Annotated in this window: 14 protein-coding genes; 10 read left to right on the forward strand and 4 right to left on the reverse strand. The window is 59.5% G+C overall.

The annotated features are described in order from the left end of the window. The first annotated feature begins 3 nt into the window (after window positions 1–3). Together ACTG4B_RS03445 and fnrL are read left to right on the forward strand one after the other, a co-directional pair. A complete protein-coding gene (locus ACTG4B_RS03445) occupies window positions 4–621 on the forward strand; it encodes an ABC-type transport auxiliary lipoprotein family protein (RefSeq protein WP_439154287.1) in 618 nt (205 codons plus the stop codon). A gap of 85 nt (window positions 622–706) precedes the next feature. Further along, window positions 707–1,423 (forward strand): transcriptional regulator FnrL, encoded by a 717-nt coding sequence (gene fnrL, locus ACTG4B_RS03450; protein ID WP_439154288.1) that lies wholly within the window; start codon window positions 707–709, stop codon window positions 1,421–1,423. Between the two features lie 7 nt (window positions 1,424–1,430). Here fnrL and ACTG4B_RS03455 read toward each other — a convergent pair whose 3' ends face one another. Beyond that, complete coding sequence (locus ACTG4B_RS03455) at window positions 1,431–2,267, reverse strand: universal stress protein (protein WP_439154289.1); 837 nt, start codon at window positions 2,265–2,267, stop codon at window positions 1,431–1,433. A gap of 194 nt (window positions 2,268–2,461) precedes the next feature. On the opposite strand from ACTG4B_RS03455, the gene ccoN reads away from it, so the two are divergent. The 8 genes from ccoN (at window position 2,462) to ccoS (ending at window position 10,266) form a co-directional block, all read left to right on the forward strand. After that, the gene (gene ccoN, locus ACTG4B_RS03460; RefSeq protein ID WP_439154290.1) at window positions 2,462–4,060 is read left to right on the forward strand and encodes a cytochrome-c oxidase, cbb3-type subunit I; all 1,599 of its coding nucleotides are present in this window, start codon (window positions 2,462–2,464) and stop codon (window positions 4,058–4,060) included. 12 nt (window positions 4,061–4,072) lie between these two features. Next, window positions 4,073–4,798: a cytochrome-c oxidase, cbb3-type subunit II gene (gene ccoO, locus ACTG4B_RS03465; protein ID WP_439154291.1), complete on the forward strand. Its 726-nt coding sequence runs from the start codon at window positions 4,073–4,075 to the stop codon at window positions 4,796–4,798. A 9-nt stretch (window positions 4,799–4,807) separates the two neighbouring features. Next, window positions 4,808–5,035 carry a cbb3-type cytochrome c oxidase subunit 3 gene (locus ACTG4B_RS03470; protein WP_439154292.1) on the forward strand — a complete coding sequence of 76 codons (228 nt, stop codon included), beginning with the start codon at window positions 4,808–4,810 and terminating at the stop codon, window positions 5,033–5,035. Beyond that, window positions 5,032–5,898 carry a cytochrome-c oxidase, cbb3-type subunit III gene (gene ccoP / locus ACTG4B_RS03475; protein WP_439154293.1) on the forward strand — a complete coding sequence of 289 codons (867 nt, stop codon included), beginning with the start codon at window positions 5,032–5,034 and terminating at the stop codon, window positions 5,896–5,898. The genes ACTG4B_RS03470 and ccoP overlap by 4 nt, the downstream gene beginning before the upstream one ends. A gap of 168 nt (window positions 5,899–6,066) precedes the next feature. Further along, the gene (gene ccoG, locus ACTG4B_RS03480; RefSeq protein ID WP_439154294.1) at window positions 6,067–7,482 is read left to right on the forward strand and encodes a cytochrome c oxidase accessory protein CcoG; all 1,416 of its coding nucleotides are present in this window, start codon (window positions 6,067–6,069) and stop codon (window positions 7,480–7,482) included. Continuing rightward, window positions 7,479–7,943 carry a FixH family protein gene (locus ACTG4B_RS03485; RefSeq protein WP_439154295.1) on the forward strand — a complete coding sequence of 155 codons (465 nt, stop codon included), beginning with the start codon at window positions 7,479–7,481 and terminating at the stop codon, window positions 7,941–7,943. The genes ccoG and ACTG4B_RS03485 overlap by 4 nt, the downstream gene beginning before the upstream one ends. Next, window positions 7,940–10,093 carry a heavy metal translocating P-type ATPase gene (locus ACTG4B_RS03490; protein WP_439154296.1) on the forward strand — a complete coding sequence of 718 codons (2,154 nt, stop codon included), beginning with the start codon at window positions 7,940–7,942 and terminating at the stop codon, window positions 10,091–10,093. Before ACTG4B_RS03485 ends, ACTG4B_RS03490 begins: the two co-directional genes overlap by 4 nt. Window positions 10,094–10,098: 5 nt before the next feature. Then, the gene (gene ccoS / locus ACTG4B_RS03495; protein WP_439154297.1) at window positions 10,099–10,266 is read left to right on the forward strand and encodes a cbb3-type cytochrome oxidase assembly protein CcoS; all 168 of its coding nucleotides are present in this window, start codon (window positions 10,099–10,101) and stop codon (window positions 10,264–10,266) included. A gap of 39 nt (window positions 10,267–10,305) precedes the next feature. On the opposite strand, the gene ACTG4B_RS03500 is transcribed toward ccoS, so the two are convergent. The 3 genes from ACTG4B_RS03500 to ACTG4B_RS03510 all read right to left on the reverse strand — a co-directional run bounded on the left by ACTG4B_RS03500 (window position 10,306) and on the right by ACTG4B_RS03510 (window position 11,905). Then, window positions 10,306–10,905, reverse strand: a complete 600-nt coding sequence (locus ACTG4B_RS03500) for an SCO family protein (RefSeq protein WP_439154298.1) — start codon at window positions 10,903–10,905, stop codon at window positions 10,306–10,308. A gap of 1 nt (window position 10,906) precedes the next feature. After that, window positions 10,907–11,413 carry a copper chaperone PCu(A)C gene (locus ACTG4B_RS03505; protein ID WP_439154299.1) on the reverse strand — a complete coding sequence of 169 codons (507 nt, stop codon included), beginning with the start codon at window positions 11,411–11,413 and terminating at the stop codon, window positions 10,907–10,909. An 84-nt stretch (window positions 11,414–11,497) separates the two neighbouring features. Next, window positions 11,498–11,905: a DUF2946 family protein gene (locus ACTG4B_RS03510; RefSeq protein WP_439154300.1), complete on the reverse strand. Its 408-nt coding sequence runs from the start codon at window positions 11,903–11,905 to the stop codon at window positions 11,498–11,500. Window positions 11,906–11,944 lie beyond the last annotated feature (39 nt).

Genomic DNA, 11,944 nt, shown 5'->3' on the forward strand with positions numbered 1-11,944 from the left:
CACATGAACGGCCTGACCATATCCCGCCGCAGCGCCATTCTGGGCGCGCTGATCCTTCCCGGATGCACCGCGATCACGCGTTTGAATGCCGCAGCAGAGCCGCGCGATACCTTTGATTTGCGTCCGGTCGATCTTGGGCAGGGGCGCGCGATCACGCGGCGGACACTATTGGTGGCCGATGCGACCGCACCTGTCGCCCTTGCCACCGACCGTATGCTGATCAGGTCGGGGACACAGTCCATCGCCTATCTGCCCGACGCGCGCTGGTCTGACGATGTGCCTGGACTTGTCCAGTTGCTGTTGGTCCAGTCACTGTCATCAAGTGGGCAAATCGGGTTTGTCGGCGTTCCCAATGCCGGTCCGATCCCGGATATCGTGATTCTGACCCGGATCGACAGGTTTGATGTCGATGTGCTGGACGGTGCCGGCCTGCGCGCTGTGCTGGATTTGACCTGCACATTGCTGCGCGACCGCGACCAGCGCGTCATCACGTCGCAGCAGTTCGCCCGCACGTTGCCAGTCGGCAATGACAGCGGTGCCGCCGTTGCCAGCGCCTTTCAACGCCTGATGAATGAAACCTTGCCGGAAATCACCGCGTGGACCCTGCGTAACATCGCGTGATCGATCAGAACGGCTGTCGGAAAGAACGTGCCCCGGACGCCGGGTATATCTTTCCTGCAAGGCATTGGCGTGTTATCGAAATTCCATGAAAACCAGTTTCAGCAAAGAAAAATCCTGCGATTCTTGCCCGATCCGCCATCGGGCGGTTTGCGCAAGCTGTGAACCGGACGAATTGACGACGCTGGACAACATCAAGACTTACCGCAATTACGATGCAGGCCAGCCAATCATCTTTGCAGGTGATCAGATGCCATTCGTCGGGTCCGTTGTGACGGGCACTGCGACGCTGGAACAAATGCTGGAAGACGGGCGCAAGCAAACTGTCGGTCTGTTGTTGCCCTCCGACTTCATCGGACGGCCGGGCCGCGACACTGCGCCTTATGACGTGACGGCCGTGACAGATGTCACCCTGTGCTGTTTCCAGAAGCCCCGGTTCGAGGAACTTTTGCGCACAACACCGCATGTGTCGCAACGGTTGCTTGAAATGGCCCTGGATGAGCTGGACGCCGCCCGCGACTGGATGCTTTTGCTCGGACGCAAGACAGCACGCGAGAAGATCGCCACGTTTATCGTGATGATAGAAAAGCGTGTAAGCGACCCCGACAAGCGGCACACCCTGAACGAGCGCCAGATCACCCTTCCGCTGACGCGCGAGGCAATGTCAGATTATCTCGGGCTGACCATCGAAACGGTAAGCCGCCAGTTCTCCGCGCTCAAGAATGAAGAATTGATCACATTGGAAGGCAAACGGGGCGTGAAAATCCCCGATATCGACGCCCTCCGCGAGGTGGCGGGTTACTGACCCCCTTTCAGCGGGCCATCAGCAAAGGCAGGTCAGCGATATGAAGCATATCGCGTGTCGGGCCGCCGGCAATCGCTTCGCGCAGGCGCGAATGGCCATAGGCCCCCATGACGATCAAGTCGATGTCGCGCTCATGCGCCCGACGAAGCAACTGCGCAGCAATGGTTTCATCAGTCCTTGCCAGCACGAAAATCTCGGGCTTGACGCCATGGCGCGCCAGATGCTGCGCTAGCCTTCCCCCCGGATCCGACCTGTCGGCGGTATGACGCGGCGGATCGATCAGGACAATTTCTGCCTGTTTGGCAAGTTGAAGCAACGGCAAGGCGGCAAGGCTCGCGGCCATGGCTTCGCGCCCGTCATCCCAACCGACCTGCACCTTCATTATATCAAGATCGGCCCCATCTTTAGGCACGACCAGCACGGGCATATCCGCACCGAAAGTGCAGGCTTCAAAAATTGCGACATCAATCCGCTGTGCCCGCTCTGAATAAGGCGCTGGCAGAATCACCAGATCATGGAAACGCATCTGGTCTGCCAGAAAGGCGTCGAGCCCGTTGAAGAGGACCGTCACGGCCTGCACGTCCCAGGCGATGTCCTCTCGCGCCAGACGGGCACGTACGGCTTCCTCCATACAGATCGCGTCCTCTTGGGCTTGCTTGATATTTTGTTGCATGGAAACGACTTGGGCCCCGGCATAGTAAAAAACCGGGTCTGCGTGATTCACCCCGGCACACAGGATATGCAGGTGCGCATCCCATCTGCGCGCGGCGTCTATGGCGACCTCAAGCGCACTATTTTCCAGGTCACGCTGGTGTAGAACTGTTGCAATCGCCTGATAATGCATGTCGCCATTTCCCTGATCTCTTTGCGGCAATCTGCAAACACAGCGCGCATCGCGCTTTGACTCAGCGCAAACTGCGGCAGGTTTTTCACACTTGATCCAGATCAAAGCATCCGGCCCCGCGACCCGTCAGAGATGACCGCAGTTTGGACAGCCGCGCCGTTCCTTGTGCGCGCACTGGTGAAAGAGATCCGATCATGACTGACTATATCAAGCTTGTAGCACTAGGGGTTGTGACCCTTATTGCTGCACTTGCCGCAAATTTTGCCCGCGACCTGGCCTATCAGGTCCACGCCCTGCTGATCATGGCAATTGGCTTCGGGATGTTCGTTTGGGTGCTGCGCCGCACCGATGAACCAAAACCCACTGTCGATGACAATGGATACATGGACGGCGTAGTCCGCGCAGGTGTCATCGCCACTGGGTTTTGGGGCGTTGTGGGGTTTCTGGTGGGCGTGATCATCGCTTTCCAGTTGGCCTTTCCCGCGCTTAACCTTGAATGGGCGCAGCCATTTACCAATTTCGGGCGCTTGCGGCCGTTGCACACCTCGGCGGTGATTTTCGCCTTTGGGGGCAATGCGCTGATCATGTCGTCGTTCTATATCGTGCAGCGCACATCTGGCGTACGGCTGTGGGGCGGCAATCTGGGTTGGTTCGTCTTTTGGGGCTATCAACTGTTCATCGTGCTGGCCGCCACGGGTTACCTGCTGGGCGCCACGCAATCGAAAGAATACGCCGAGCCCGAGTGGTATGTCGACATCTGGCTGACCATCGTCTGGGTCGCCTTTCTTGCCACCTACCTCGGCACTATTTTTACCCGTCGTGAAAAACACATCTATGTGGCCAACTGGTTCCTGCTGAGCTTTATCATCACGATCGCGATGCTGCATATCGTCAACAACCTGGCCGTGCCCGTTTCGATCTGGGGCAGCAAATCCGTGCAGCTTTTCTCGGGCGTGCAGGATGCCATGACGCAGTGGTGGTATGGACACAACGCGGTTGGGTTCTTCCTGACGGCTGGTTTCCTGGGCATGATGTATTACTTTGTGCCGAAACAGGCCGGACGGCCGGTCTTTAGCTACAAACTGTCCATCGTGCACTTTTGGGCGCTGACGTTTCTTTATATCTGGGCTGGTCCGCACCACTTGCACTATACCGCGCTGCCCGACTGGGCCGGCACGCTGGGCATGGTGTTTTCGATCATTCTGTGGATGCCAAGCTGGGGCGGTATGATCAACGGCCTGATGACGCTGCAAGGCGCTTGGGACAAGTTGCGCACCGATCCGATCATCAGGATGATGGTTGTCAGCCTTGCATTCTACGGCATGTCCACCTTCGAAGGACCGATGATGTCGATCCGTGCGGTCAACAGCCTGTCGCACTATACCGACTGGACCATCGGGCACGTCCACTCCGGCGCACTTGGCTGGAACGGCATGATCACCTTCGGCGCGCTCTACTTCCTGACACCGCGCTTGTGGGGACGTGCGCAGATGCATTCGATGTCGGCAATCAACTGGCACTTCTGGTTGGCCACCATTGGCATCGTTCTCTACGCCGCCTCGATGTGGGTCAGCGGCATCATGGAAGGCCTGATGTGGCGCGAAGTCGATGCGCAGGGGTTCCTGGTCAACAGCTTTGCCGACACCGTCAGCGCCAAGTTCCCGATGTATGTGGTGCGCGGTCTGGGTGGGGTTCTCTACCTGACGGGCGGTCTGATCATGGTGTGGAATATCTGGATGACGATCCGCGGCGGTGAAAAAGTTACCGCACGTGTCGGCGTCCCAGCGGAATAAGGACAACAAGAAATGTCATTCATTGAAAAACACCAGATCCTCGAACGCAGCCCGACCCTGCTGTTCATCGCATCCTTCGCGGTGGTCAGTGTCGGCGGGATCGTAGAAATCGCGCCACTGTTCTGGCTGGAAAACACCATCGAGGATGTAGAGGGCATGCGCCCCTACACCCCGCTGGAGCTGACGGGCCGCGATATCTACATCCGCGAGGGCTGCTATGTCTGCCACAGCCAGATGATCCGCCCCATGCGCGACGAAGTCGAACGCTATGGACATTATTCGCTGGCCGCGGAATCGCAGTATGATCACCCGTTTCAGTGGGGGTCAAAACGGACCGGGCCCGATCTGGCCCGCGTGGGTGGGCGCTATTCCGACACGTGGCACGTCGATCACCTGATGGACCCGCAATCGGTCGTGCCTGAATCGATCATGCCGAAATATGCGTTCCTTGCTAACACGCCGATTAACGGCGAACACATTGAGGATCTGCTGAACGCGCATCGCATCGTGGGCGTGCCCTATACCGAGGAAATGATCGACGCCGCGTCGGCGGACTTTCTGGCGCAGGCCGATCCAGACGGTGATTGGGGCGCAGTCGAAGACCGTTATCCCGGGGCCGTATTCGGCAATTTCGACGGCCAGCCTGAACTGACCGAAATGGACGCGCTTATTGCCTATCTGCAAATGCTGGGCACGCTTGTCGATTTCTCAACCTTCACACCAGACGCAAGCCGCTAAGGGGGCATCATGGACAAATATTCATTCCTGCGCGAACTGGCGGACAGTTGGGTCCTGCTTGCGCTGACCCTGTTCTTCATCGGCACGGTGCTCTGGGCCTGGCGTCCCGGCAGCCGCAAGGTGCACGATCAAACTGCGATGATCCCGTTTCGCAACGAAACCGCTGGCTGCACGAACAAATGCGCTGACTGCGCGTGCAAGGCCAGCCTCGATATCCGGGTGGAGGACGCAACATGAGCGATCAGAACCGAGATGACATCACTGGCGTTGACACAACAGGCCACAGCTGGGACGGCATCAAAGAACTCAATAATCCCTTGCCCCGCTGGTGGCTGTGGTGTTTTTACCTGACGATCATCTGGGGGGTCGGTTACACGATCGCCTATCCTGCGTGGCCAGGCATTACCAAGGCCACATCAGGGCTGTTGGGATATTCCACCCGCGCCGAAGTCATCGCGCAGATTGACGAGGTGGAAAGCCGCAACGCACCTTTGGTGAACGCGTTGACAGAGATTGATCTGGCCGTCTTGCCGGAAAATCCCGATCTGCACCGTTTTGCCGTCGCTGGTGGCGCTGCGGTATTCCGCACGAACTGTTCGCAATGCCACGGGTCAGGGGCGGCCGGTGCAACGGGTTACCCCAACCTGCTGGATGATGACTGGCTTTGGGGGGGGCAGATCGAACAGATCGCCACGACCGTCCGTCACGGCATTCGCAACGACGTGGACCCTGATGCGCTTTGGTCGCAGATGCCCGCCTTTGGCGACATCCTGTCAACGGCTGAAGTCGGCAATGTCGTCCAGTATGTGCGTGCCCTGTCCGGTCAGGAACATGACGCCGCAGCAGCCGAGGAAGGTGCGGTCATATTCTCGGAACAATGCAGCGCGTGCCATGGTGATGCCGGCACAGGCAACCGCGACATGGGCGCGCCAAACCTGACAGACGCCATCTGGCTATATGGTGGCGACGTGGACAGCCTGACCAAAACCGTCGTCAACGCCCGTTTCGGGGTGATGCCGCCATGGTCAAGCCGCCTGACCGAAGCCGAGATCAAATCGGTTGCAGCCTACGTCCACCAATTGGGTGGCGGCGAAGAATAACCGCCGCCTCCTATGTTGACCCGGGGCGCCATGCGCAGCGGGTGATCCTGACCCCCGATCTGTTCGCGCAAGCGGGGGTCGGGGTCTTTTTTTACCTTGATCTGAATCAAGGGCGCCGTTTGCCCAAACCGATAGTCAGCAAGCAGCGAACAGAACCGGACATTTCCCATGAGTAGTCAAGACAGCCAACCTCTTTACGCCCCACAAGAGCCAATCTTCCCCCGGCGAGTGTCGGGCAAGTTCCGCCAGTTGAAGTGGTGGATTATGGCGATCACCCTTGGTATCTATTACCTGACGCCCTGGATCCGCTGGGACCGCGGGCCGTCGCTGCCCGATCAGGCCGTGCTGATCGACATGGCGAACCGCCGGTTCTATTTCTTCTGGATCGAAATCTGGCCGCATGAATTCTATTTCGTGGCCGGCCTCTTGATCATGGCGGGGTTGGGGTTGTTTTTGTTCACATCCGCGCTGGGACGGGTCTGGTGTGGCTATACCTGCCCCCAGACCGTCTGGACCGACTTGTTCATCCTCGTCGAACGCTGGATCGAGGGCGACCGCAACGCGCGCGTGCGCCTGTGGAAAGCCAAATGGGATCTGCATAAGTGGCGGCTGCGGCTGACCAAATGGTCCGTCTGGCTGTTGATCGCCGTGGCAACCGGCGGGGCGTGGGTCTTTTACTTTGCAGATGCCCCGACACTGGCGCGTGATCTGGCCACTTTTGACGCTCATCCTGTTGCCTATTCCACCATCGCGATACTGACGGCCACAACATTCATTTTTGGCGGGTTCATGCGCGAACAGGTCTGTATCTACATGTGCCCCTGGCCCCGTATCCAAGGAGCGATGATGGATGATGAGACACTGACCGTAGGTTACCGCGAATGGCGCGGGGAGCCGCGCGGCAAGAAACATGAAAACACCACCGGCGATTGCATCGACTGCATGGCCTGCGTGAATGTCTGCCCGATGGGGATCGACATCCGCGACGGGCAACAGCTGGAATGCATTACCTGCGCGCTGTGTATCGATGCCTGCGACGAGGTCATGGAAAAGATCGGCAAACCGCGGGGGTTGATCGATTATCTGGCGCTTTCGGATGAACCGCGCGAACGCGCCGGCGAACCTCCGCGTCCGATCTGGCAGCACGTCTTTCGGCTACGCACAATGATCTATACTGCATTGTGGGCCGCCGTCGGTCTTGGACTGGTCTTTGCGCTGTTTATCCGTTCGGATATCGACATGACCGTCGAGCCGGTACGCAATCCGACCTATATCACGCTGGCCGATGGCACCGTGCGCAATGTCTACAATATGCGTCTGCGCAACATGGTGGGCGAAGAGCGCGATTTCAGGCTGTCGCTTACGTCGGAAGAAATCCTGCGCATCGACGTAGAAGGGGCCGAGGGCAATATTATCACGGTTGCACCCGACAGCACGACCCAGGTGCGGGTCTATGTCTCGGCCCGTCCGCAAGACCCCGCCAGCAGTGCCGACCGCACCGATCTGCGGTTCTGGGTCGAGGACGTGAACGGCGACAGTCGCGCCTCACGGGATTCTGTCTTTAACGGAAAGGCTGACCAATGACTGCAAAAGCTGACAAACCACTGACCGGACGCACTGTGCTGATGATTACCGTTTCCGCCTTTGCGGTGATCATCGGCGTCAATCTGACACTCGCCTATCAAGCCGTCGCGACCTTTCCGGGGCTGGAAACAAGCAATTCCTATGTTGCCAGCCAGACCTTTGACGCCGACCGCAAGGCGCAACTGGCACTTGACTGGGATGCGCGCGCACTTATGTCCGGCGACACCCTGCGCCTGCAATTACGCAAGGATGGGATGCCCGTGCAGGCCGATATCCAGTCGGCCATTCTGGGTCGCGCCACCCAGGTAGCCGACGATCAAGAGCTTGAATTCGTCTTTGACGGGCAGGATTTCGTCGCAACGGTTATCCCTGCCAAGGGCAACTGGAACCTGCGGCTGGTGGCACAAGCTGATGACGGCACGACGTTCAGGCAGCGCATGATCGTGAAAGTCACGCCATGAGCAGTGCAATGTCCGCCTGCCCTGCCTGCTCGGCTGCGCCCATGGCGCTGGACACGGCCAAACGGCATATGGCCGAAGCGGGCAATACCGTTCTATCCTTGCCTGACATCCATTGCGCGGCCTGTATCGGCACCGTGGAACAGGCATTGCACGCAAGGACCGATGTGCGTGCCGCCCGCGTCAACCTGAGCCGCAAGCGCGTCACCATCGACGCGCCGGGGGTTCCGGCCACTGATTTGATCGACACGCTGGCCAATGTCGGCTTTGCCGCAAGCGAGTTGGACACGGACCTGCTCACCGCCGCTGACAAGGATCCGCGCGGCAATGCATTGCTGGTGCGCCTTGCGGTGGCGGGTTTTGCGATGATGAACGTGATGCTGTTCTCGGTCGCTGTCTGGTCCGGCGCAAACGACAGCACACGCATCATGTTTCACTGGATATCAGCGGCCATATCGGTGCCGGTGCTCGCATTTTCGGCGCAAGTCTTTTTCCAGTCCGCATGGAGCGCGTTGCGCGTCTGGCGGCTGAACATGGATGTGCCGATTTCTCTGGCGATCATTCTGGCTGCTGCGCTATCGATCTATGAGACGGCTCTTGGTAGTGGCGATGTGTATTTTGACGCGGCCCTGTCGCTGACGTTCTTTCTGCTGGCCGGCCGCTATCTGGATCACCGCACGCGCGCCGCCGCACGGTCTGCTGCACAGGAACTGACGGCACTTGAAACCCCGCGCGCCACACGGCTGGTCGATGGCCACCGCGAGGACGTGCGCGTCAGTGCGCTGGCGGTGGGCGATATGATCGCCGTGCCTGTCGGCATGCGCTGCCCTGTCGACGGGCAGATCGCATCGGGGCAATCCAGCCTTGACCGGTCGTTGATCACCGGGGAAAGCCGCGCCATCGCCGTGGCGCCCGGTGACAGGTTGGCCGCAGGGGAAATCAACCTGACCAGCCCCCTGACCGTGACAGTGACGGCCGTGGGCGAAGACACGACATTGCGCCGCATGGCAGCCTTGGTCGAGGCCGCAGAGGGCGCGCGCAACCGTTACACCGCGCTGGCCGACCGCGCGGCAAGGATTTACGCACCGGCAGTGCATTTGCTGGCGCTGTCCACTTTTATTGGCTGGATCATCCTGACCGGCGACACACCCCGGTCACTGAACGTCGCGATTTCAGTGCTGATCATCACCTGCCCCTGTGCGCTGGGGCTTGCGGTGCCAGCCGTGATGACAGCCGCAACGGGCCGGTTTTTCCGGCTGGGAATGCTGGTCAAGAACGGCACCGCAATCGAACGGCTGGCCGAGGTTGATACCGTCGTGTTCGACAAAACCGGCACCCTGACGAAAGGCCAGGCGGCGTTCGACGTCATGGGCATGTCCGAACAGGCCCGCAGCGTGCTGAAAGCGGTGACCAACGGATCGGATCACCCCGTCGCGCGTGCGCTGGGAACCGCCCTGCCCCGGTCCACCCGCCCGGCCCCCGTGACAGACATCAGGGAACATCCCGGCCAAGGCGTTTCGGCGATCTGGAACGGCGTGCCTGTGCGCCTGGGCAGCGCGGCATGGATCGGTGGTGAAAACTCGCCTGTGCTGGCCATCGGGGATGACCCTCTGATCCCGTTAGAGCTGACCGAAACCCTCCGCCCCGGCAGCACAGAGGCCGTGCGCCATTTGCAAAAGGCGGGCCGCAAGGTGATCCTCTTGTCGGGCGACAATCACGATGCGGTGGAAAAGGTTGCGCGCGCGCTTGATATCGCCGAGTGGCACGCCGGGGTCAGCCCAACCGAAAAACTGTGTATGATTAAATCCTTGCAGGACGGCGGACAGCGTATTCTGATGGTCGGTGACGGCTTGAACGACACCGCAGCACTGGCACAGGCCGAGGCGTCAATCTCGCCCGCGTCGGCACTGGATGCCGCGCGCACCGCGTCTGATATCGTTCTGCTGAGCGAAAGCCTCGCTGCGCTGCCGGACGCGCTGACAACGGCCCGGCAGGCCCGCAGCCGCGTGATCGAGAATTTCGCGATTGCCGCAGGTTATAACATGATCGCAATTCCGATCGCGGTACTTGGTTTTGCCTCGCCGCTTGGGGCGGCCATCGCGATGTCGGCGTCTTCCATCACTGTGCTGTTGAACGCACTTAGGGTAAGGTAATTGGCATGAATATTCTGTTTATCCTTGTGCCTGTGTCACTTGTCCTTGCCGGACTAGCCTTGTTCGGCTTTGTGTGGACGCTACGGCACAGCCAATACGACGACCTGGATGGCGACGCAGCACGTATTCTGCTGGACACGGAATACGACGATCATCCAAAGCAGTCGGATTAAAGCGATCCCGCGTGGCACAGCGGCGCGCGGGACCGGTGATCAGCTATTCAACAGCCGGTTCAGCTTGGCCATTACGCGGGTCAGTTCCTCTTGATAGCCGATGGGTTCAAAAAATTCCCCGTCTTCATCAAACAGCATCACATAGGCGCTGTGGTCCATCGTGTATTCACCATCCGACAGCGGGATCTTGCGCGAGAATATGCGAAATGCCTTTTTGGCCTTTTCGATTTCCGCCACGCTGCCGCTGACGCCGACGACACCGGGCACCCAGCCAACGTAATCACCCAGCATATCCACGGTGTCACGTTCAGGATCGACCGTGACAAAATAAAACCGCAGATCGTCTGCCGCCGGCCCCAGTTCATCCTGCCAGAGGGCGATATCGGCCAGCGTGGTCGGGCAGACATCAGGGCAATGGGTGAACCCGAAAAACACAGCCGTCGGCCCGTTTTCCAGCGTCTGTTGGGTAAAGGGCTGGCCGTCGGACCCTTGCAGGGCATAGTCCCCCTGCCCAAGGTCGATAGCCGACGTATCCTGCAACATTGGCGCAATCCAGGCAAACCAGATCAGCACCGCCGACGCCAGCAGGCTGCCAATGGCGATGGCGGTCCGCATTCTGCCCTGATTGGCAGCAGCCATGTTATTGGCTCCCCATTGCGCCATGGCCCATGCCACCGACCATTTTATTGCGGATCGGCAGCATAACTGCGACATCACCGGCATTTTCAAATGTCAGCGTGACAGGCACGGTTTCACCAGCCACCAGAGGGCCGTTCAGCTGCATGAACATGATGTGCAGGCCACCCGGTTGTAGCGCCACGGTTTCGCCCGCAGGCACCGGCAAACCATCTGTCAGTTCGCGCATGACCATCACATCACCATCCATCGCCATGGTGTGAATTTGCATCACGTTGGCGATGTCAGACGACGCCGCAACCAGCCGGTCGTCAGTGTCGCCCGTATTGGCGATAGTCACAAAGCCGCCCGCGACAGGCTGGTTGGGCAATGTGGCATGGGCGTAGCCATCGGTCAGGGTCAGCGTGGTTTGGGTGACTGGCGCCATCATCGGCATCGTATCATCGGCCAATGCAATGGCAGGTGTGCAGAGTGCGGCCAGCACGGCCAGAAGTTTCATTTTGGTTTTCATCTGTAACGCTTTCGATTGGCCAAAAGGCCGGAATATCAGGTGATCCTTGGCGCACTGGCGCGGGATCAGGCAATCATGGTCAGATCAGACCGCCGCCGGGGGGGCGCGCGTCTGTGGCCTGATGTGGCGTGTCGGATGAATGGCAGGCATCGCATGCATGCCAAAGGATACATCACTGACAAGCGGCGCTGCCGCAAGGGTGGTGCCCTCTGATCCAAAGACCGCGTGATTGACAGACACTGACCACGGGCAAGGGTCATGGCCGGCAGGATGATCCCCGTCTGTTGGCACCGGATGAATGGTGCCATCGGCGGACATGACAACTTCGACCACGCCGTCGGTGGTGCAAAGCACCATGCGGAACCCGTCCGGCCCGGTCTCGGCCATGGTGCCGGATGCGATCAGCTGGGCCAGCAGGAACGGAACAAGCAGAACCATCCGCAAGAAACGGCTGGTCCTGGTCCTGATGTGCTTGCCGATCTGGCCTGTCATCCGCGCATCTGCCCGTTAAAACACTCGGCGCCTAGCTAA

Source organism: Yoonia sp. (assembly GCF_965660735.1).
Taxonomy (GTDB): Bacteria; Pseudomonadota; Alphaproteobacteria; order Rhodobacterales; family Rhodobacteraceae; genus Yoonia.